The following is a 23345-nucleotide window of genomic DNA, read 5'->3' on the forward strand; positions in this document are numbered from 1 at the left end:
TCAACTTTTCAACGATGATGGATTTTAGAGCGATATTCGGGAAATATTTATTTTGTTTTAATTAAGAGATTTTATGGATTATTACGGTAGATTTTTTTTATAGTATTTTTTTTAAATTACCGAGAACACCATTTATTTCGTGAATGGCAAAATAATCCTCACGCAATAGTTGTTTATAGATTATACTGAACGAACTTCTAAGTAAGACATTTTTTGGATTACTCCACGGGTTGATTATATGGAATTACGACACTTACGCTACTTCATTACTGTTGCTGAAGAACTCAATTTCAGTAAAGCTGCGTTAAAACTTTATACTGCTCAACCTTCTTTAAGCCAACAAATTAAAGATCTTGAAGAAGATGTCGGCGTAAAATTGTTGCACCGGACTAAACGCAAAGTTGAGCTCACAGAAGAAGGTGCCGTATTTCTAGAACAAGCACGTTTGACACTAGCTCAAGCAGACAAGGCCGTAGCGATGGCACGTCAGGTTTCACAAGCCAAACAACAGATGCTACGGATTGGTTTTGTGCCTGTCGCAGAGATGAAAATCTTCCCATACGTCTTGCCAAATCTGCGTGTTCAAAACCCAGAACTCAAAATTGAATTACTTAGTTTAAATAATCGCGATCAGATGAAATTGCTACAAAAAGGTGAATTAGATATCACTTTTACTCGCAATAACTTTCATAGCGACGAAATTGAAAGTCAGTTTGTACTACGTGAACCATTGATCTTTATTTTACCCAAAGATCACCCTTTAGCGAAGTACGAACGTATTCCAGTTAAAGCATTGAATGGTATTGATTTTATCATTCCTGCACGCGAACAATCAGGCACATTGCATGAAGCCATTTTAGACTTTGCTTCTAACCATGGCGTTCAATTTAATATCGTGCAAAAAGCCGACAATATCCTGTTTAACATTAACTCCATCGGCATGGGTTTAGGCTGCACGATCCTACCGGGATACATCGCGCCATTGACCATGAACAATACTGTCATTCGTCCTTTAGATGTCGAATTACCGTATCTAGACCTGTACGTAAGTTACCGAAAAACGGCGAGTTCTGTGGCTGTAGATAAATTCCTTGAACTGCTAACCAAAGTTTTTTATCTCGATATCAATCGCGAACAGCGTTAATTTTCGCCAAGTCATAATTTATAGATATAGCACCATTATTTTTGAAATAAATAATGGTGCTTTTTTTATGGCTAAAAAGTCGCTTTTTTAATCGTTTAAATGTTTTAATCGACGCATTTTATCTATCATGCATATCGACTTGATGGAAAATAACTTATAAATTTTAGTTTAGACATTGATAAAAATTGCTAAGAATAGCCGATTTACAACTTAAGTCTAATAAATAATTCCCCTTCCCCAACCATTTAGATGAGCTTATTTTATGCCTTTTTACTGATTTAGACCGTACACTGTCGACCTGATAATGAGAATAATACTCATTTAAAGTATTTCTTTCAAAAGATTTATAAAAAAAAAGGATGGCAAAACCATCCTTTTTTTGAATTTCATGTCAGTGACAAGAAATTACACACCACGCGCTTTTAAATAATCTTTAATCACGGTGTTGAATTCTTCTGCTTTTTCAACTTGAGACCAGTGGCCACATTGGCTGAAAATATGCGCATCAGCATGAGGAACGGTATTCAAAATATCCCACGTACGAGATACAGGAATCACCACGTCTTGTACACCGTGAATCAACAATACTGGCACAGTAATGTCTTTCATTTTTTCAAAATCTAATGGGAATTCGAAACGGTCACGGTCACGTGCGCCAACAACATCCATCAAACGATTTGATGCATAGTCATTTGCAGCAGATGCAAAACGTACTTTTACCAATTCGTCTGTGATCAAGTCTTTGTTTACAACAAACATAGACAAGGTTTTCTTGATGCCTTCTTCGGTTAATACAGGGTTTGCATGTGCTTTAAGTGCTGCAGTTTGTTTAGCACCGCCTGTACCCATAGAAACGATACCCAATACACGTTCTGGATAGTCCAAAGCCATTTGGAATGCTAACCAGCCACCGAGTGAGTTACCCACTAACCAAGTTTTTTCAATACCTAGGGCATCTAACGTACGTACAGCGTGATCAACCCAAGCACGGATACCATAAGCAGTATTCGGTGCAACAACAGTTTGACCATAACCAATCGTATCGATAGCGATACAACGTGCTTGTTCACCAATTTGTGGAAGGTTTAACCACCAGTTTGCAGCAGCAGATACACCTGTACCTGAACCGTGTAAAAATAGAATTGGTGTGCCTTCACCCACTTCGTGGTAATGCGTTAATTCGCCTTCAGCAGTTTCAATCCATTTATCTTCTAAACCAAAGAATGAATCAGTTGTATAGTCAGGAATCTGAACAGTGCTCATACATGCTCCTCGTATTGCGTAGAGCTTATGTTTCAATCCATAGCGGATTTAAACACAAGGGGGACTCTTTTGGATTTTGTGGTTTTTACAGTCTCATATTACCTGTTCAGCCACTGCTAACTGATACATATTTACGATCATAAACAACAAATAGACTATAATTTAAGTTATTGTTTTTTAAATATATAACTCAAAAATATATCCATAAAATCTTTGAGGTATTTCTTTTTTAAATAACCCAGCAAATAAAAAGGGAAGCAATGAATCCACTTCCCTCTTTTTTATCCTGAGAAATTAGAACTTATAAGTATAAGTTGTCGCGACACGGTACTCTTGCAAGTCAGATTTGTAATCGAAATCGGCATCGATATACATTGCCTGGAAGCCTAAGCCCTTCAACTTACCTTCAGGCACGGTGTAGTTCACAATTAAGTTCAATTCATCTGACTTCTGATCTTTAAGACCAGCAATTTCTGCATCTGAACCTGTGAAATACACAGCAGTTGTATTTAAGCCTTTCACACCCATTTCTGAGAAATCATAACCATAAGTAAAGCCCCATGATTTTTCATTTTTTGCAGTAAATGTTGCTATACCCCAGTTGACTAAGTACGGCTGCGGCACCCATCCACCCAGTGTTGGGAATGCATTATCACCAAACATTTGTTGATAACCCAAACCAAAGGTATGCGAACCGTAATTCACTTTCGCACCAACCGATAACGCTTGGTTATCAATTTCGCCATACAGTTTGTCACCCGAATCTGAGTTGTCAAAATAACGGATATGGCTATCCAGTTTGGCTTTGTCACCTAACTTAGTTTTATAGTTCGCGCCGACATATTGCTGTGTGTAAATGTCTTGAACATCGGCATACCAATAGCTACCACCAATTTCAGGCGTAAATTGGTGATCAATCCCCGCAATATACATCCCGTCAGATGCTGGACCGTTGTCAAAATGACCTATTTTTCCATTCGGCAGCTCTTTACCTGGTGAAAATAAAGTTAAATCACGGAACTGGTTATCATAACGATTATTAATACCGTCAATATAAGCCACGGTCAACTTGGTATCTTTCAGGTCTTTCGACTCCAGCCATGCACCGCTGTAAGTAGTCAGCAACTGACGTGATGGATCAAATACTAGCACTGGAGATACCGGCAATAGCTCGCCCACTTTCAATTCAGTTTTTGACACTTTGGCTTTAAGGGTCACACCCACTTTACCAAAGTTATCTTTTGATTCTTTACCATCGTGCGGCAAAATAAAGTCTGCATTGGTATCACGGCCATTGAGTTTAAAGGCATGCTGTACCAGCAGGTCCGCACCCACTTGAATACCTGCACCAATATCTTGATACCCTGACTTGGCATCCAAAGTCACACCCTGTGACCATGAACCCCAGTTACCCGCCGGATTTTCTTTAATTTGACGGTCTAAGTAGAAGTTTTTAAATTTCAATTGTACTTGGCTGTCGTCAACAAAGTCCGCATAAGTTGCAGATGTTCCTAATGTTGCTGTCGCAGCAAGAATTGCTATCCATAAATTTTGACGACGCATGGCTTATTCCCAGTGATCAAATTAAGCTATGACATCATCATGCTCAACAATACCTTGGAAAAAAATCCGACTACAGTATTAAGGTTTATCAGGCTTTTGTACGACTTGAACTTTGGAAGCTATTTCTGGTTATTTTCCTTAGAGATTAAAACAATAACTCTTTTTTATCATTTAGAACAACTGATTAAATTAACCCCATGTTTTATTAATATAAAATTTAAAGTTTTTTATTTTTTGCAATTACATGCGCTGTATTAATTGCTTTTAAGTTTAAACAAAGTTTTTTACTGAGATTTATCCTTATTTGAGTTATAAAATTTAGCTATGACATGATATTTAATTTATATAATCATCAATAACTTAAAGTTAAATTTTACTACTATGGCTGCTCGAAATCAGCCATTGGTTCGTAAGACATTTCTTATTTCAATCCACTTTTCATGCCTCAAATCAATCTCAACGTAATCTCAAGCCCATCTCAAACCAACACAGCCACTTCAGACATAAAAAAAGCGCCCATTTCGGGCGCTTTTTGATTTAAAGCAAATTAAGCATTGGCTTCTTTTGCTTTAGACATGGTCAATGCCAAATCTTCGATCATATCTTCTTGACCACCAACAGTACCACGACGACCAAGCTCAAGAAGAATTTCACGCGCAGAAACGCCATATTTCGCTTCAGCACGTTTCGCGAATAACAAGAATGATGAGTAAACACCGGCATAACCTAAAGTTGCTGCATCACGGTCAGCACGGATCTGATGTGTCATCATTGGAATGATTAAATCTTCCGCAACATCTTGAACTTTAAACAAGTCCACACCTGTCTCCATTTGCATACGGTTGGCAACCGCAACAAACAATTCAAGTGGAGTATTACCTGCACCTGCACCTAAACCTGCAGAAGCTAAATCGACACGCGTTGCACCAGCTTGAACCGCTGAAACAGAGTTCGCAACACCCATACCTAAGTTATGGTGACCGTGGAAACCGATTTCGATCTCTGAAGCCAGGTTGGCACGTAAAATACCCACGCGGTCAGTCACGTCTTGAGGCAACATATAACCAGCAGAGTCAGTCACATAAATACAGTTTGCACCGTATGACACCATTTTGCTGGCTTCTTCCAAAAGTTTTTCAGGAGTTGCCATGTGCGCCATCATCAAGAAGCCCACAGTGTCCATGCCAAGTTTACGTGCAGCCGTAATGTGCTGTTCAGAAACGTCAGCTTCAGTTGAGTGCGTTGCAACACGAATGGTTGCTACACCAACATCATGTGCCATTTTCAAATGGTCAACCGTACCAATACCAGGAAGTAAAAGTGCAGATACTTTCGCCTGTTTCAGGTTTGGAATCACCGCTTTTAGGTATTCTTCATCGGTTGCTGCTGCAAAACCATAGTTCACAGAGTTACCGCCTAAGCCGTCACCATGCGTAACTTCGATTAAAGGTACACCTGCATCATCCAAAGCAGTTGCAATGGCAACCATTTGTTCAGGTGTAGTTTGATGGCGCATAGGATGCATACCATCACGTAAAGTCATATCATTAATAATAATCTTAGACATTTTGGTATTCCTTAAGCTTCAGCAGTGTTTAATACGCGTTCTGCAAACATTTCTGCAGTACGTGCAGCTGCCGCAGTCATAATGTCGAGGTTACCTGCATATTTAGGAAGATAATCACCTAAACCTTCAACTTCTAAGAAGATTGAAACACGGTTACCGTCAAATACAGGACCATTTACAAGTTTGTAACCTGGTACATATTTTTGAACTTCAAGAATCATCGCATGTACAGATTCAGTGATTGCTGCTTGATCTGGTTCACCTTCAACAAGACAGTGAACAGTATCACGCATCATCAGTGGTGGCTCAGCAGGGTTAATGATGATGATCGCTTTACCTTGTTTCGCACCGCCCACTTTTTCAATAGCGCCAGCAGTCGTACGAGTAAATTCATCAATGTTTTTACGTGTACCTGGACCCACAGATTTTGTTGAAACTGTTGCAATGATTTCGCCGTATTCAACAGGCTGAACTCGTGAAATCGCAGCAACCATAGGAATCGTTGCCTGACCACCACATGTCACCATGTTGACGTTCGGAACTTCACCTGCGTCCAATAACGCTTCTAAGTTTACTGGTGGTACGCAGAATGGACCGATTGCAGCAGGTGTTAAGTCAATCATTAACACGCCAAGTTCATTTAATTTGCGGCTGTTTTCAGCATGAACATAGGCAGAAGTTGCATCAAATGCGATTTTAATGTCGTCTTCAATTACGTGTGCAAGTAAACCATCTACGCCTTCAGCAGTGGTTTTTAAACCCATTTTAGCAGCGCGAGCCAAACCTTCAGACGTCGGGTCAATACCAACCATCCATACTGGTTCTAAAAATTCGCTGCGTTGAAGTTTGTAAAGCAAGTCAGTACCAATGTTCCCTGGACCGATCAATGCACATTTAATCTTTTTCATGAATGTGTACTCTTAAAAATTCCGTAAAACCCAAGCTTATTTCGCTGCAAATGCTGCAGTCACAGAACCAAAGCCTTCAATTTCAACTTTGAATTCATCACCAGGATTTGCCACAACCATTGGGCCTAAGGCACCGGTCAATACGATGTCACCTGCAAGCAATGGACGACCACGACGAACCATTTCGTCAGCCAACCACACTGCTGCATTTAATGGGTTAGAAAGACACGCTTTACCCACACCTTGTGAAACCACTTCTTCACCACGAGTCATGACCATTTTGCAATTTACAAGGTCAAGATCTGCAAGTTTTACAGGCTTAGAACCCAGCACAAAACCTGCTGAAGATGCGTTATCTGCCACAGTATCAATCAACGAGATTTTCCAGTTTTCAATACGGCTATCGACCACTTCAATTGCAGGCAGTGCATATTCTGTTGCACTAATAATGTCTGCATAGGTGTGTTTTTCTTTGGTCAAATCTTGGTTAATCACCAAAGCAATTTCTGCTTCAACTTTTGGCTGAATCAATAAACCAGCAGGGATTTCTTCACCATCGCCATACGCCATGTCAGCAAACAACATACCGAAGTCAGGTTGATCAACGCCTAACTGCGCTTGTACAACTTTTGAAGTTAAGCCAATTTTACGACCTACAAGGCGACGACCTTCTGCCACCGCACGTTTGGTATTCACTTCTTGAACGGCATAAGCAATATCTACATCAGCACTTTCACCACCAAGTTGTGGACGGATCGGTGCAATCGCAGCCTGATTTACTTCCGCATCGCGTAATGCTTGCGCAACTGATTCAACAACAGCAGAATTCGACATCAATGTTTCCTTAAACTGCAAAAATTGGATGCACAACGTGTTTCATCCCGATCACCATCAAAATCAAAGTGATGAAAGTCATGTCAGGATTCGCCTAAAGCATTTCACTTGACATACTACACGTTATGTTTAGATGCATTTAGCATCGAGATTTTAGAAAGTGAATACCAATACTTATTTTATTTATGACTATAGCTATTAGCTATAAATTAATCATTATTTATTATTAATATTCAAAAACTTAAGTCAAAATAATTAAATAAAATTCACTATTTTTTTCGCCCTTAAATCTGAATCTCTACTAAAAAACTTGGCTTATACGACTAAAAGATAAGATTAAAAGATTATTTTAGCGTCATGCCAACTTTTACGCATAGGTGTTCAATTTCATCTGATTTAGTTTAATAAATTGAAAATTTAAAAATAAATCAATAAATAACAATAAGATAAAACCAAAAATTCAAACAAAAAATCTATTCCAGCTTGTGGTAAAAGGCCAAATAGTTGCGCTCAACTTTTTAAGGTAAATTTGCTAGAAGACTGCTTGTTATTGTAGAAAAATCTAGTGTTATTACTTTTTTAAATAATTGAATTTACTCATTTCAACAAGTAGAGCTTGAATTACTATTCATTTGGTAACAAAAAAGGTGAAAACAAATTTCACCCTTTTTACTCGTTTGTATCTAAAACTATACAGCTAGACGTAATTTCACGTGTTCTAGTAGAAATTCAGTCAAATCACCTACGCTATGTGCAATATGTAAGGGTTGAAAACACTGGAGTGTTTCTACAGTATGCACTCCATAGCTCACGCCTACACGTGGCATCTGAATATTCAGTGCCATTTCCAAGTCATACGACGTATCACCAACCATAATGGCTTGATCGGCACGTAGTCCTGTTTCCGCCAAAATTTCTGCCAACATCAACGGATCTGGCTTAGATTTGGTTTCACTGGCTGCACGTGTCGCACGAAACAACTCATGACTTTGCGTTTGAGCCAAGACACGGTCTAGACCTTTACGACTTTTTCCTGTTGCAACAGCCAATTGTAGACCGACATCGCGTAATTCCTGCAACATATCCGCGACACCATCAAACCACATATCCCCTTTGGAATGGGCCACATAGTGATCGGCATAACTTTGCAAAATGTCGCTGTGCAATTCAGGAACCGTCGGAAATAACCGCTGTGCGACTTCCGGCAGACCTAAACCAATAATACTTTTCGCATCAGCATCGGTCAGCGGCTGTGAATATTGATCTGCTGCAAATTTTAAACTCGCTACAATTTGACCCACAGAATCAAATAAAGTGCCATCCCAATCGAAAATGACTAGTTTTACAGCTGAGTTCATACGTTTTCCTAGATTTGATTCAGTGTTTGGTAATTCAGATTCTGGAGTGCATCAATTTATTTACCTCACCCCGACCCTCTCCTTAAAGGAGAGGGCGAAAGAAAACTTACGAAGCAGTCCTGCTCAGGGGGAGAAGTCTAATATTTAAAACTTACTCGTCATCTTCCGAAGACTTCACCACTTTGTCAGCTTTTTGCGCGCGTAGCTGCGCCACAAGGCTTTGCATATCTTCTGGCAATGGCGCTTCAATGGTTTGGTAACCCGGAATTTCTAAACGCATAGCATGCAGACATAAACGACGTGGCTTTGGACCACGGTATTCAGTTTCATGACCATATTTTTCATCGCCCACCAATGGATGACCAATACTTAAACCATGTACACGGATCTGATGGGTACGGCCCGAAAGTGGAGACGCATACACCAATGTGGCATGCATAAAACGTTCTTTCACGTTCCACAGCGTCTTCGACTCTTTACCTTCTTTAGGTGATACACGAACACGACGCTCGCCATTTGCCAGTTCGTAACGATGCAAAGGCTGATCAATGAGCTGCTTATCCAAACTCACCACGCCTTTCACCACAGCAGCATAAGTTTTTTGGATTTTGTGCTCACGTAACATGTCTTGCAGGCTTTTTAACACACTACGTTTTTTCGAAATCATCACCAAACCAGAAGTGTCGCGGTCAATTCGGTGAATCAGCTCAAGGTATTTCTTCCCTGTTGCGGCACGTAAGCCTTCGATCAAGCCATACGCCACACCACTACCGCCGTGAACAGCAATACCAGAAGGTTTGTTTACCACCATTAAGCCTTCATCTTCGTACACCACACGGCTCAGTAAACTTTGTGCCACTTTGTCCGATACGGGAACCGCAGACTCATCTTTTTGCTCATAACGAATTGGAGCAACTCGAACTTGGTCACCAATATTGAGTTTGGTTTCCGCTTTGACGCGTTTTTTATTGACGCGGACTTGGCTTTCACGAATCAGACGATAAATGCGACTTTTAGGCACACCTTTCAGACGACTAAACAGGAAATTATCAATACGTTGACCCGCCTGATGCTCGTCCACTTCAAACCAGGTGACGCTTTGCCATTCTTGCGTAGAATTCATACAGTTACTGTGACCTAAAAAAATACTAAAATTGATTAAAAAATGATCATTTAAGCTATACTTTTCGCAAGAAACATAAGCTTAGCCCATAGGCAGATGATGCAAGGTTTGATATAGTCAGCGCACGGAAACCACCGTAACTGAGTAAAAGTTGATTCATTTCAGTATTTACTGTCATTGAACTTTCAAGCAATTACTCATTTAGCTCGGAAAGGTCCCAAAAGAATTATGCCGACGCCGAAGGCTTATTATATCGGCAAAACTGCAAACTGTTGCGTTTAATTGTGCCGTAGGTACATAAAACAGTTTGCCCCAAAAAAATATGTGCCAACTAAGGTTGGTTTTTAAACGTAAACTGATACACATCAGACCAGTCGCTCCCTGGAAATCGTGTTCAGGCCACAACGTTTGATGCATTGGATCTGCACAGTTTGTAAAGGTACGATGATAATTCCGTATCAAGACGCTCTATCAGATATGAATGGATGCTCTTCGAGCAATGTGACAGTGAAAGTTACTCACATCCAATGCACCGTTTGTCCGCCAGTGAAACGCGTTCAGGTGACTTTAATCGTTTAAAAGATTGAAGCCGTATTGCCATCATCAATACGTGAATCAAAAACCGTTGCCCACCCAAAGAAGGTCGGTACACATGCACAGATGATGTTTTTCGATCTGTGCAACTTGATCCATGCTATCTGATGCTCGCTACGAGTCAGGCGATGTTCTTCTGTGTATCACTATTAGGTGTTACACCCATGAAACGTATGTTGATTAATGCAACACATGCCGAAGAAATTCGCGTTGCACTTGTCACTGGTCAGCGTCTTTACGATTTTGACTTAGAGAATCGTACCCGTGAACAAAAAAAATCGAATATCTATAAAGGTCATGTGACTCGCGTAGAGCCGTCTTTAGAAGCTGTATTTGTTGAATACGGTGCAGGTCGTCAAGGCTTCTTGTCGATGCGCGAAATTGCTAACTCTTATTACAAAGCAGATCCTCGCCAAACTTCAAACATCCGCGAATTGATCACTGAAGGCACTGAGCTTTTAGTTCAAGTGGAAAAAGAAGAACGTGGTAATAAAGGTGCTGCCCTTTCTACATTTATCTCACTTGCTGGCCGTTATTTGGTCTTAATGCCAAACAACCCGAAAGGTGGCGGTATTAGCCGTCAAATTTCAGGTTCAGTTCGTGAAGAATTGAAAGAAATGTTGGCGTCTTTAAATGTCCCTCGTGGCATGAGCGTGATTGTACGTACTGCAGGGATCGGCCGCTCTCAAGAAGAACTCCAACTTGACCTGCAACACTTGCTTGACCTTTGGGCACAAATCCAAAGCACATCAAGTTCAGGTCCATCACCAATGTTGGTTCACCAAGAAGCCGGTGTGGTTACACGTGCAATTCGTGACTATTTACGTGATGATGTTGCTGAAATTCTGATTGACTCTGAGCAAGCGTATAATGAAGCGTATAACTTTGTTAAAGCGGTGATGCCACGTCAAATCGACAAATTAAAAACCTATACGTTAAATGAACCGTTATTCGCTCATTTTGGTATCGAAAGTCAAATCCAAACTGCCTATGAACGTGAAGTGAAACTTCCTTCTGGTGGTTCAATTGTGATTGACCAAACTGAAGCATTGGTTTCAATTGATATTAACTCTGCAAAATCAACACGTGGTAGCGACGTAGAAGATACAGCGCTCAATACCAACCTTGAAGCTGCTGAAGAAATCGCTCGCCAATTACGTTTACGTGATATCGGTGGTTTGGTTGTGATCGACTTCATCGACATGACCAAAGACCGTAACCAACGTATGGTTGAAGCTAAACTTCGTGAAGCAACACAAAGTGACCGTGCACGTATCCAATTCGGTCAACTGTCACGCTTTGGTTTGATGGAAATGAGCCGTCAACGCTTACGTCCATCGCTTGAAGAAGCCACTGGTTATGTGTGCCCACGCTGTCATGGCACAGGTATGGTACGTGACCTACGTTCTTTATCACTTTCAATTATGCGTAAAGTGGAAGAAATTGCGCTACGCGAACGTCATGGTGAAGTTCAAGTTGAAGTGCCTGTTGAAATTGCTGCATTCTTATTGAATGAAAAGCGTCACAGCCTTGTATATCTTGAACAAACTTCAAATGTTCGTGTGACTGTACTTCCACACCCTCACCTAGAAACACCACATTACGAAATTTCGTATAACCCTGAAGGTTTTGCACCTACAAGCTATGAACGCACTGAAGCGACACGTTCTAGCGAAAAAGAATTGGGTTACGAAGCATCTGAATGGCATTTAGGTGAAGAACAGGCCGCTGCTGCTCAGCAACAAGCACCTGTACAACAACAAGAAAAAGGCCACAAAAAGAATAAGCAACAACCCGTTGCTGCTCAACAAGCACCTGCACAAGTTGCCGCTCCTGCAGCATCATCTAGTCCATGTGCATGGTTAGAAAACTTATTTGTGCAAAAACAAGCTGCAACCGTTGACCAGTCGCGTACTGCAAACAATGCCGCTGCTGCAATTGAACAAATGGTAAATAGCGGTGCTGCAAGCCGTGGCCAGTTTGGTCAAATTACCCCTGCATCGGCAGCGCCTGTTGTTGTCGTAGACAATAATGCTTACCTTGCGCCTTCTTCTGTTGTGCACAAACAAGAACGTGACAGCCATTCAGAAAAAGCTGACCGTGAAGAAAAACGTCACAACAAAAAGCGTACTAAGCATAAAGAACCACGTGAACAAGAAGCTCAACCGCATCAAGTTCATGAAGAAGTGTTACAACCTTCACGTCAAGATCGTCAAGAGCAGCGCAATAACGAAGCACGTCAAAACGAACGCCAAGAGCAACGTTCTGAACGTCAAGAACCGCGCCAAGACAACCGTCAAGACCAACGTGAAAACCGTCGTAACTCACGCCGTCAACATAACAATGAACAAGTACAGCACGATGTTCAAAACAATGAACAACCGCAGTCTGTTCCACGTCGTGACCGCAACAACCAACAACGTCCAAATCGCCCAAATCGCCACCGCGATCAAAGCGTATTGAACGAGCAAGCGATTGCTCAGGAAGTTGCAACTGAGCAACAACCTGAAAACCGCAATCAACGTCAACCTAAAGTTGAAGTTGTTAATGCACCACGTCAAGACGTGATGCCAACAGCACTTGTAGTAAATGTTGATCAAGCTCAAAGCGAAATCGTAGCGCTAAATACTGCCCCAGCAGTTGAAAAAACTGTAGAAACCCCAGTAGTCCAAAAAGCCGCTGTCGTTGAAGCAGAAAAAGTGGAAAAACCTGCGACTGAAACAAAAGAAGCAGCGCATAAACCACAGCATGCGCAGCAAAAACCGTCTCGTGCAAGCAATGACCCTCGTCAGCGCCGCCGTGAACAGCGTGAAGCTCGTGCTCAACAAGCACAGGCTCCGAAAATTTCGCCATCTCAAGTGCCGACACTAGGTCAATACACTATAAGCAGCTTGATTAAGCATGTATACGGCGAAGACTGCTCAGTACTGATTGAGCAATTTGGCTTAATTCCAACATTCAACCGTGCATTGCAAAAATTCACGGAAGAATATGCCGCGACTTTGACTGCACCTGCAGCTGAAGAAGCTGTAGAGAAAAAGCCTGTCACTCGTGATGTTCAAGTTACAAAAGCTGCACCTGAAGCTGAACCAGCGCCAATGTTGGATCTGACACCACCAAAGCCTGTGTCAGATAAACGTGTTGCTAATGACCCACGTGAGCGTCGTCGCCTTGCTAAACTTGCCGCTGAACAAGCGAAACAAGACCAAGCAAAAGCACATGCTGAGGTGGAAGCTACGCCTGTCGCAGACACTGCTATTGAGGCGCCTGTAGTTGCAGAAGCTAAAGCTGCTACAGTTGAAGCCAATGTATCCGACGTTGCAGGTCAAACTGAAGCACCTGAACCCGTTCAAGCTGAACTGGATGTGAGTGCGCAGCCTGAAAAGACGGAAGAAGTGTCTAAAGCTCCTGCTAAACCAGTAGAAGAAAAAGCTCAAGCCGTTGAAGCGGAAAAGAAAGTTGAGGTTCCTGTAGACGAGAACTCGGCCGCTGAAGGTGAAAAACCAGCACGCCCTCGTCGTCCTCGCGGTCGTCCACCGAAAAAAGCAAACACCGCAACTGAGCAGTAATTTGCTATTTTGCAGGTGAATAAAAAAATCCAGTCATTTCGGTGACTGGTTTTTTTTTGATACTTTTGTCAAATTAGGTTGATTGCACTAGATCGAAACGATTAAAAGACAATTGTAGAATTTGCTGCAAATTTCATTGCAAAGAAATAGACCGTATCGGATTACGAAAAATAAATAGGATTCACATGAGCCAAACTACACAACACGACCTTATTGGGATTGCTGATGTTGCAGCAAAAATTCCCGCGTTCATTAGCAAAGTACCCAACCTGTTGAGTGGTCTAAAGCAAGCCTATTTACGTACCCCAAATACTTCCGCAGGCTTGGGAATTGCATTTGAAAAAGCCGTAAAGCGTAATCCTAAAGGTTATGCGCTTTATTTTGAAGAGCAAAAATATACCTATAACGAACTCAATGAATGGGCCAATCAAATTGGTCACTATTACCTTGCACTGGGCGCAAAAAAAGGTGATGTGATTGCGGTGATGATCGAAAACCGATCTGAACTCGTGGCAACCATCGTGGCTTTAGCCAAAATTGGCGTCACCAGTGCCTTGGTCAACACCTCACAAGTTGGCAAAGTCCTGACACACAGCATCAACTTAGTAAACCCAATTGCAGTGATTGTGGGCGAAGAATGCCGTCAAGCCGTAGAAGAGATTCGTAATGATCTCAGTGTGGCTACAGATCGTTTACATTGGTTCGCAGATCAAGCCACTCGTGTAGATGCTGGTCAAGCACCGAAAGGCTTCTTAAACCTTGCAGAAGCGATTGATGAATTTCCAAAGTTCAACACACCCACCACTGCAAGTGTTAAAGGCAAAGACGGCCTATTTTATATCTACACCTCTGGGACAACAGGCTTACCTAAAGCGGTGATTTTCACCAACAGCCGTTGGACTTTGGCTTATGGAACTTATGGTCACGTTCTCAATCTAAATAAAGATGATGTGATGTATGTAACTTTGCCGCTCTATCACGCTACAGGCACTGTGGTTTGTTGGTGTGGGGTGATTGCAGGTAGCGCCACCCTTGCCCTGCGTCGCAAGTTTTCAACTTCTTCATTTTGGAAAGATGTACAAAAATTTGATGCATCAGCCATTGGCTATGTGGGTGAACTTTGCCGCTATTTGATGGATGCTCCACATTCAGACCTTGAAAAAGGCCATCGTGTGAAAAAAATGATTGGTAACGGCATGCGACCAAACATTTGGGATAAGTTTAAAGAACGCTTTGGGGTTGAAGAAGTCCTTGAACTTTATGCTTCAAGTGAAGGCAACGTCGGCTTTAGTAATGTGTTTAACTTTGACAACACTGTTGGTTTTTCACCAACGCCTTATGCGATTATTCAGTTTGATAAAGAAAAAAATGAAGCTGTACATGATGCTAAAGGTCGCTGCATTAAAGTTAAAAAAGGCGAAGTTGGCTTACTCATCGGTAAAATTACCCGTCGCTCACCTTTTGATGGCTATACCGACACGGAAAAAAACAAATCCGTCATTATGAAAGATGTATTTAAGCATGGTGATTCATACTTCAACACTGGTGACTTGGTTCGTGACATTGGCTTCCGCCATGCACAATTTGTCGACCGTCTAGGTGATACTTTCCGCTGGAAAGGTGAAAACGTTTCAACCACTGAAGTTGAAAACATGGTGAGTGAGTACGATAAAATTGCTGAAGCTGTGGTTTATGGCGTAGAAATTCCAGATACCAATGGCCGTGCAGGTATGGCTGCCATCACGCTCACCGATGGTGCCGAACTCAACGAACAAGATTGTAGTGAAATGGTTCTGCAATTTAAAAAATGCTTACCAGCTTATGCCGTGCCAGTATTTTTACGTGTACAGAAAAAAGTCGAAACCACAGGCACATTTAAATACCAAAAAAACAAGCTGAAAGAACAAGCTTTTGATCCTAAGCAAACTGATGAACGTTTATTGGTATTGCTGCCAAATGCAACTGCTTACTGTGATTTAACTCCTGAAATTTATGCCAATATTCAGGCATATAAATACCGTTTTTAAGCAAATAGCGCTCATTTTAGCGACAGATATCCGCTAAAATGAGCTACTTTGTTGTATTTATAATCAAACACAAGCAAGTTTATGAATTTTTACTTGCGCTTGAAGCAGATCTTGCTACAATACGCACCATCAAGCGAAATGGGTCGTTAGCTCAGTTGGTAGAGCAGTAGACTTTTAATCTATTGGTCCCGCGTTCGAGTCGCGGACGACCCACCATTTCCTTCGATACCACAAGATGGGTCGTTAGCTCAGTTGGTAGAGCAGTAGACTTTTAATCTATTGGTCCCGCGTTCGAGTCGCGGACGACCCACCATCTTTCTAAAATGCCAGTTTTAGATTACAATCTTGTGCATACCCCCTAAGGGTCGTTAGCTCAGTTGGTAGAGCAGTAGACTTTTAATCTATTGGTCCCGCGTTCGAGTCGCGGACGACCCACCATTCTTTCTTAGGGCTTCTTTCTTCCGGCAGTTGAAGAAAAAGAAACCTGCAGGTTCCGACCAAGACAAACCATCACCATTATTGGTTTTGATTCGCCATTCTCGAAATTTTGCTATAGCGATGTTGCGAAGTATCATTCTTGTCTTGCTAGATGAAGTATTTGACCTGAAAAATTTTAGATAACAAATATTCCCTAGTATTCAAAACTACGCGCTTCGTTTATCTTGCTAAAATTTTAAAATGCTCTTTTAAAATTTTCCCAGGGTTGTTAGCTCAGTTGGTAGAGCAGTAGACTCTTAATCTATTGGTCGTGGGTTCGAACCCCACACAACCCACCAATTCTATGTCGTATTAATAATTCAATTTTTTATTTGCTAGTAACATTTGATCCACCAAGATCTGCGAATTTTACGCCGACACTCAAACGCAATTTATAATTTTATTTACTTCATTCGCAGTATTTAATTTGGGTCTTTCACCAAGGTATAGGCATGTTGCGGCTGAGGATAGCCTTTAGAAAATAATTCCTGATTTCGGTCGACTTCACCTTGACGAATTTTGTCTAAATCCATGGTGATTTTATTTTCATTAATCACGTGATAATAAAAATTCACGCCTTCTTTTCGATGAACCACCAGCTCGGTATGTGCTTCATTGACACTCCACGTATCCTTTCGGTATTTCACATTAATGCCTGGCGTATTGGTTTTTTCAGCAAACACTTTACCAATTTGAATAATACTGCGGTGTACCGTGCCATCTGGCAATAAGTTAAGAATGAACTCCGCATCGCCTTCTGGGCATGGAATAAAACTGTCATCGCATTTTACTTTGGCATGAAAACGTCCAATAAAAATTTTGGCATGCTCAGGAACAGGAGCTGACTTTATGTCATCGTCATTCGGCAATGTCGCCTGCCCTGCCACTTGGGTTAATTTTTTTCCATGATCTTGCTTCGCTTGAACTTCCGATGCGACAGTTGATGCTGAACTTTCACCCTTTTCCGCTGCGGGTTGAGGCGTTGGACTACAACCAATAAAAGAGAGGCTGAACACTCCTGCAAACACTGAAAGATATGCAAATTTCATCAAAAAAGGTGAAGCCGATGTTTTCATATAATGTGCCAAGACCAATCATTCATTGGTTTTTTCAGTTCTTGCTGACTTAATATTGTAATCAAAAAATCAACGCTGTATACATATATTTGCGATATATGTTAATCATATCTCATTGTTATCGTTGATATTTAATTAATAATCAAGCTATTTTAAAGGCAAACTAATCAAACCAATTCTTCAAATTACATAACTTTACTTAATTTTTTTTCTGCACCCTTTAAATCGCAAAGCTTGTCACCATTTCTATAATATGAATTTGGAAATATTCAAATTTATTCTTTTTTGAAGGAGACCTGAATGGCCAATGTTGGTTTATATCGCTCAAACCGCTCTAACATGATTGCTGGTGTGATGGGGGGTATTGCTGAACGTTTTGGTTGGAATGCAAATTTACTGCGTATTATTTTTATCTTTGTATCATGCTTAAGCGCAGCCTTTCCCGGTATTTTGGTGTACTTGGTTTTATGGTTAGTCATGCCTAAAGCACAAGATAACTTTTTCCGTACCAATGGCTATTCAGACCCTATTCGTACTGTGAATGATGACAGACGTTAAAATCCTTTGACCCAGTTTGGTCGCTACGGTTTCTCCCCCAAGATTCCGTAGCTTTTTTTTGCCTATATATTGGCAAAGCCATATTTAAGTCTGATGAATTTAAATCAAAGTTTAAGGCTTAAGATTTTGTTTGCTGATTTAGCTGTTGATATAAGGCGGCAATCATATCGGCACGGCTAATCATTCCCACCAACCGTTTTTGCTCAACGACTGGAATATAATTAAAAGATCTTTCCACAAAATAGGGCACTAAATCTTGAATGGGTTGATCCGGCTGCACGGTCACCACTTTGGGATTCATAATTTGATAAACGTGATTTTCCCAACTGGCTTTGGGGTCTGCGGCACGTTTAAACCATTCCACTACATCATATAAAGCCAAATTTCCCACCAAGCGATCCAAATCACTCACCACAGGCAAACTCATCAAATTGACTTGTTTAAACTTTTCCAATGCTGACTGAATATCATCTTCTGCACGCAGGGTAATCACTTGCTGACTCATGATGTCACGACAATGAAACTGGCTTAGGCCACGACGACTGGCTAATTGCTGTGCTTCTAAAATAATTTTTTGTAAGTCATATTCACTAATATCAAGCAACTGACTTTGCTGTTCTAAGACTTGCTGAATATCCGCTGGCTGAATCGACACTTTTTGTGTCGGTGTTGGATCTGTCGTCCGAGTATTGACTTGTGCTTTTTGTGGATACTGCTTGCCTAGTAATCGGTTATAAATGATAGCAACCACCATCAAGAGGACCGAATTTAAAAGGACTGGATAAAAAAGAAAGGCATAGCCTAAATCATGGACTGCCTCTCCGCCCAATACCGCTGTAATCGCCACGGCTCCACTTGGTGGATGCAATGAGTCTGTGGTCATCATTAAGATAATCGCTAATGCAACCGCGATACTAAATGCTTCGGTTAAATTAGGAATAAACATCGCACACGTCACGCCAATCAAGGCCGCAAGACTATTACCGACTACCATATTCCACGGCTGTGCCAATGGGCTGGCAGGTACAGCAAAGAGCAGTACGGACGATGCGCCCATCGGGGCGATATACCACGCATTTAAGTCATCTAGCGCCAGCCAACTGATCAGTGAAGAAATACTCAGGCCCAGCAAAGCACCTACCCCACACAGGATGCGGTCTTTTAAAGGCAGAACTTTAAAGTTGGGTTTAAGCGTATTGAGCCAAGCTGATTTTGCGTGAAACACGAGATACCTTGTTTGTTGTTTTGCGAGATGTGGCAATTATAAAGCCATGCAAGCAATAAGATGTATTCAACTTACATCTTTATCTTATAAATTTTACTTTTGATTCTTTTGAATGATGTATACGCCGCTTACTTGCGTAGTTTTATCCCAAGAAATGAGCCTAAAATTCTCATTATATATTACTGATAATTAAAATAAAAAATCTATCAGCGCTCACATCTGTACTCACTAAAACAAAGGAACATTTAGGCGGTCAGCTTATTCATCTTGATCAATTAAATCTTCACTGCCATAAATAATTTTCTGAGCTGTTTCATCATACACAATAGGAAACCATTCATAATAAGCCGAAGGGATTCGTTCAACTCGAATACGTCCAATCACATAATTATGCCCACCCAATAAATCAACAGTGAATCGAGCTGGACGAGCGATAACTAGCTGTGAATTATGATCAATGACGAGCTCAGTTTTTCCCTGTTCTACAGCGGTGGTAAACCGTCCGTGAATAGGTGAGTCAAAAGCCATTCCTCTTGTGACTTTTCGCGTCCCCTGCTGACCATTGACCTCAAGCAAAAGACCTTCGCTCATTTGATACTTTGAGCTGACCACTAACTGCTGTTTAATCAAATTCTTACATTCCGCGTTGCAAGAATTTGTAATAGTCGCAATTTTTGAAGCGTGAAGTGATGAATCTGAATACAAAGCTACAGGCTTCGTACTACAGGCAGATAGCACCATACTTATCACAATAAAAGACTTCTTAAACATTGTTATCGCTCATCATTCAATTTATTCATCCACTTTATGCCACAAGTAACTTCGTTTTTATTCTGTACAATAGGAAAATATAAAATTCTGCGCATCATTAAAACATCAAAGCTTGATTCAAGAATGATTAACCCTTTGCCACACACCCCCAAAATCCTTATAATTGAGCACAATTTTTATCTAATTTTAAGTGGATGACCATGAGTCGCGCCATATCGCATATTGATACCTTCCAAGGCTTAATTCTTGCCTTACAAAACTACTGGGCTGAACAAGGTTGTGTAGTGTTACAACCTTACGATATGGAAATGGGTGCAGGGACATTCCACACTGCAACTTTCCTACGTGCTTTAGGCCCTGAAACTTGGAACGCGGCTTATGTTCAGCCTTCTCGTCGTCCTAAAGATGGCCGTTATGGTGAGAACCCGAATCGTCTACAACATTACTACCAATTCCAAGTCGTGTTGAAACCAAACCCAGACAACATCCAACAGTTGTACTTAGATTCATTGAAAGCCATTGGTATTGATACCCTTGTTCACGACATTCGTTTCGTGGAAGACAACTGGGAATCTCCAACACTGGGTGCTTGGGGCTTAGGTTGGGAAGTTTGGTTAAACGGTATGGAAGTGACTCAGTTCACTTACTTCCAACAAGTCGGCGGTGTTGAGTGCTACCCTGTGACAGGTGAAATCACTTACGGTCTAGAACGTCTAGCAATGTACCTCCAAGGTGTAGACTCTGTTTACGATTTGGTTTGGACTAAAGGTCAGTTTGGTACAGTGACTTATGGCGACGTGTTCCACCAAAACGAAGTTGAACAATCAACCTATAACTTTGAATATGCCAACGTTGAAAAAATGTTTGAATTATTCGACTTCTATGAAGCTGAAGCGACTCGTTTAATGGAAGCTGAACTTCCACTGCCTGCCTATGAACAAGTAATTAAAGCATCGCATAGCTTTAACTTACTTGATGCACGTGGCGCAATTTCAGTAACTGAACGTCAACGTTATATTTTACGTGTACGTACATTGGCTCGTGCGATTGCCCAAAGTTATGTTGCTGCGCGTGCGAAGCTTGGCTTCCCAATGGCAGAACCTGCTTTACGTGATGAAGTATTAGCTCAGTTAAAAGCACAAGTTGAAGCTGAAGCAAAAGTAGAATCTAAGGAGAGCAAATAATGTCTAAACATACAGTATTGTTCGAATTAGGCTGCGAAGAACTTCCACCAAAAAGTTTAAAAAAATTACGTGACGCGCTACATGCAGAAACGGTAAAAGGCCTAAAAGACGCAGGTCTAGCATTCGATTCAATCGAAGCATATGCAGCACCACGCCGCCTTGCACTTAAAATTGTGAATGTCGATGCTGCGCAAGCCGACACACAAAAACGTTTTGATGGCCCTGCTAAACAAGCAGCGTTTGATGCCGAAGGCAAACCAACTAAAGCGCTTGAAGGCTTTATGCGTGGTCAAGGCATCACTGTTGATCAAGTATCGACTTTCCAAGCCGGTAAAGTTGAAAAAGTGTGCTACTTAAAAGACGTGAAAGGTCAAAGCCTTGATGTTTTACTTCCACAAATTTTACAACACGCTTTAGATAACCTACCTATCGCAAAACGCATGCGTTCTGCTGCAAGCCGTACTGAGTTTGTACGTCCTGTAAAATGGGTTGTGTTGTTGAAAGACAGTGATGTAATTGAAGCAACCATTCAGGATCACCAAGCAGGTAACGTGACTTATGGTCACCGTTTCCATGCTCCTGAAGCAATTACACTTGCAAATGCTGATGCTTATCTTGATGCCCTTCGTACTGCAAAAGTGATTGCAAACTTTGAAGAGCGCCAAGCCATCATCGACCAACAAGTCAAAGCTTTAGCTGATGAAGTAAATGCCATTGCGATTGTCCCTGCGGACTTACGTGACGAAGTAACAGCATTGGTTGAATGGCCAGTTGCGCTTCGTGCAAGCTTTGAAGAACGCTTCCTTGCAGTGCCTCAAGAAGCACTCATCACCACGATGCAGGACAACCAAAAATATTTCTGCTTAGTGAATAGCGACAATAAACTTCAACCTTACTTCATTACTGTGTCAAACATTGAGTCGAAAGATCCGTCTCAAATTATTGAAGGTAACGAAAAAGTCGTTCGTCCACGTTTGTCAGATGCTGAATTCTTCTTCTTACAAGATCAAAAGCAACCGCTTGCATCTCGTAAAGAGAAACTTGCAAATATGGTTTTCCAAGCTGAATTGGGTACCCTTTGGAACAAGTCTGAACGTATTGCTAAATTGGCTGTGGCTTTGTCGGCTATCACAGGTGCGAACCCTGCAGATGCTGAAAAAGCAGCGCTCCTTGCAAAATGCGACTTAACCTCTGAGTTGGTGGGTGAATTCCCTGAGCTTCAAGGTATTGCCGGTACTTACTACGCACGTATTGAAGGCGAAAATGATGAAGTCGCTGAATCTTTAGGTGAACAATACTTACCTAAATTTGCAGGTGACCTTTTACCTAAAACCAAAACAGGTACTACGCTTGCGCTTGCTGACCGTTTAGATACATTGACAGGTATTTTTGGTATAGGTCAGGCGCCTACAGGTTCTAAAGACCCGTTTGCACTACGCCGTTCAGCCATTGGTATTTTGCGTCTTGTGACTGAAAATGATTTAGATGTTTCGATTGAAGATCTAATCAAACTTGCACTTGCTGCTTATGGCGATGTATTGAAAGATCACGGCAAGACTTTAAACGATGCTGTTGCATTCCTTGAAGGTCGTTACCGTGCAAAATACGAAGACCAAGGCGTGGCTGTAGATGTGATTCAAGCGGTTCAAGCTCTTTCTCCAAAATCGCCACTTGATTTTGATAAACGTGTAAATGCGGTAAATCATTTCCGTGACTTACCTGAAGCTGCTGCACTTGCCGCTGCCAACAAGCGTGTTGCAAACATTCTTGCGAAAGAAGCTGCACCTGAAGGCGCTGTGGTTGAAGCGAACTTGGTTGAAGATGCTGAAAAAGCATTGTTCGCTGAACTTGCAAAAATCACACCTGTAGTTGAGCCATTATTTGCTGCGAAGGACTACACCGCTGCCCTTTCTGCACTTGCTGCACTACGTGCGCCAGTCGATGCTTTCTTTGACGGTGTGATGGTGATGGCAGATGATGCTGACCTAAAAGCAAACCGTTTACGTATGCTTGCACAACTTCGTGACTTGTTCACTAAAGTGGCTGATATTTCAGTGTTACAGCACTAATTGCTGACTAAATTTAAAACCCGCTTTAGAGCGGG

Annotated in this window: 16 protein-coding genes and 4 tRNA genes; 10 read left to right on the plus strand and 10 right to left on the minus strand. The window is 41.4% G+C overall.

Annotated elements, in window-relative coordinates; all coding sequences use genetic code 11:
- Positions 1–238 precede the first annotated feature (238 nt).
- Positions 239–1144: a DNA-binding transcriptional regulator HcaR gene (hcaR, locus tag FTU34_RS05650; RefSeq protein WP_078192775.1), complete on the plus strand. Its 906-nt coding sequence runs from the start codon at positions 239–241 to the stop codon at positions 1142–1144.
- 405 nt (positions 1145–1549) lie between these two features.
- Here hcaR and FTU34_RS05655 read toward each other — a convergent pair whose 3' ends face one another.
- The 7 genes from FTU34_RS05655 to FTU34_RS05685 form a co-directional block, all read right to left on the minus strand.
- Complete coding sequence (locus tag FTU34_RS05655; RefSeq protein ID WP_078192776.1) at positions 1550–2407, minus strand: alpha/beta fold hydrolase; 858 nt, start codon at positions 2405–2407, stop codon at positions 1550–1552.
- A 294-nt stretch (positions 2408–2701) separates the two neighbouring features.
- Entirely contained in the window at positions 2702–3970 is a 1269-nt protein-coding gene (locus FTU34_RS05660; protein ID WP_180034975.1) for an OprD family outer membrane porin, read from the minus strand.
- A gap of 547 nt (positions 3971–4517) precedes the next feature.
- Entirely contained in the window at positions 4518–5537 is a 1020-nt protein-coding gene (gene dmpG, locus FTU34_RS05665) for a 4-hydroxy-2-oxovalerate aldolase (RefSeq protein WP_111884105.1), read from the minus strand.
- Positions 5538–5548: 11 nt separating this feature from the next.
- A complete protein-coding gene (locus tag FTU34_RS05670) occupies positions 5549–6445 on the minus strand; it encodes an acetaldehyde dehydrogenase (acetylating) (RefSeq protein ID WP_078192779.1) in 897 nt (298 codons plus the stop codon).
- 36 nt (positions 6446–6481) lie between these two features.
- A complete protein-coding gene (mhpD, locus tag FTU34_RS05675; protein ID WP_078189749.1) occupies positions 6482–7279 on the minus strand; it encodes a 2-keto-4-pentenoate hydratase in 798 nt (265 codons plus the stop codon).
- A 689-nt stretch (positions 7280–7968) separates the two neighbouring features.
- Positions 7969–8637, minus strand: coding sequence for an HAD-IA family hydrolase (locus FTU34_RS05680; RefSeq protein ID WP_180034976.1), 669 nt, complete (start codon positions 8635–8637; stop codon positions 7969–7971).
- Between the two features lie 151 nt (positions 8638–8788).
- On the minus strand, positions 8789–9760 hold the full coding sequence (locus FTU34_RS05685; RefSeq protein WP_078189751.1) for an RluA family pseudouridine synthase: 972 nt from the start codon (positions 9758–9760) through the stop codon (positions 8789–8791).
- A gap of 758 nt (positions 9761–10518) precedes the next feature.
- Between FTU34_RS05685 and FTU34_RS05690 the strand changes: the two genes are divergently transcribed.
- The 6 genes from FTU34_RS05690 to FTU34_RS05715 all read left to right on the plus strand — a co-directional run bounded on the left by FTU34_RS05690 (position 10519) and on the right by FTU34_RS05715 (position 16726).
- On the plus strand, positions 10519–13923 hold the full coding sequence (locus tag FTU34_RS05690) for an Rne/Rng family ribonuclease (protein ID WP_180035030.1): 3405 nt from the start codon (positions 10519–10521) through the stop codon (positions 13921–13923).
- 185 nt (positions 13924–14108) lie between these two features.
- On the plus strand, positions 14109–15950 hold the full coding sequence (locus FTU34_RS05695; protein WP_180034977.1) for a long-chain-acyl-CoA synthetase: 1842 nt from the start codon (positions 14109–14111) through the stop codon (positions 15948–15950).
- A gap of 140 nt (positions 15951–16090) precedes the next feature.
- Positions 16091–16166: transfer RNA gene (locus tag FTU34_RS05700), tRNA-Lys, on the plus strand.
- Positions 16167–16187: 21 nt separating this feature from the next.
- A tRNA-Lys gene (locus FTU34_RS05705) sits at positions 16188–16263 on the plus strand.
- 49 nt (positions 16264–16312) lie between these two features.
- Positions 16313–16388: transfer RNA gene (locus tag FTU34_RS05710), tRNA-Lys, on the plus strand.
- 262 nt (positions 16389–16650) lie between these two features.
- Positions 16651–16726 (plus strand) — tRNA-Lys (locus tag FTU34_RS05715).
- 123 nt (positions 16727–16849) lie between these two features.
- Here the strand turns inward: FTU34_RS05715 and FTU34_RS05720 are convergent.
- On the minus strand, positions 16850–17503 hold the full coding sequence (locus tag FTU34_RS05720) for a hypothetical protein (protein ID WP_227591852.1): 654 nt from the start codon (positions 17501–17503) through the stop codon (positions 16850–16852).
- A gap of 300 nt (positions 17504–17803) precedes the next feature.
- Here FTU34_RS05720 and FTU34_RS05725 point away from each other — a divergent pair, with 300 nt between their 5' ends.
- Positions 17804–18061, plus strand: coding sequence for a PspC domain-containing protein (locus tag FTU34_RS05725; RefSeq protein ID WP_078189754.1), 258 nt, complete (start codon positions 17804–17806; stop codon positions 18059–18061).
- A 118-nt stretch (positions 18062–18179) separates the two neighbouring features.
- Here the strand turns inward: FTU34_RS05725 and FTU34_RS05730 are convergent, their stop codons facing one another.
- Together FTU34_RS05730 and FTU34_RS05735 are read right to left on the minus strand one after the other, a co-directional pair.
- The gene (locus tag FTU34_RS05730) at positions 18180–19286 is read right to left on the minus strand and encodes an HPP family protein (RefSeq protein WP_180034978.1); all 1107 of its coding nucleotides are present in this window, start codon (positions 19284–19286) and stop codon (positions 18180–18182) included.
- 258 nt (positions 19287–19544) lie between these two features.
- A complete protein-coding gene (locus FTU34_RS05735) occupies positions 19545–20057 on the minus strand; it encodes a hypothetical protein (RefSeq protein ID WP_180034979.1) in 513 nt (170 codons plus the stop codon).
- Between the two features lie 200 nt (positions 20058–20257).
- Here FTU34_RS05735 and glyQ point away from each other — a divergent pair, with 200 nt between their 5' ends.
- Positions 20258–21241 carry a glycine--tRNA ligase subunit alpha gene (glyQ, locus tag FTU34_RS05740; RefSeq protein WP_078192785.1) on the plus strand — a complete coding sequence of 328 codons (984 nt, stop codon included), beginning with the start codon at positions 20258–20260 and terminating at the stop codon, positions 21239–21241.
- Positions 21241–23310, plus strand: coding sequence for a glycine--tRNA ligase subunit beta (gene glyS, locus FTU34_RS05745; protein WP_180034980.1), 2070 nt, complete (start codon positions 21241–21243; stop codon positions 23308–23310). Before glyQ ends, glyS begins: the two co-directional genes overlap by 1 nt.
- The last annotated feature ends 35 nt before the right edge of the window (positions 23311–23345 follow it).

Origin of the sequence: Acinetobacter sp. YH12094, from assembly GCF_013419295.1 — a bacterium.
GTDB classification, from domain to species: Bacteria; Pseudomonadota; Gammaproteobacteria; order Pseudomonadales; family Moraxellaceae; genus Acinetobacter; species Acinetobacter amyesii.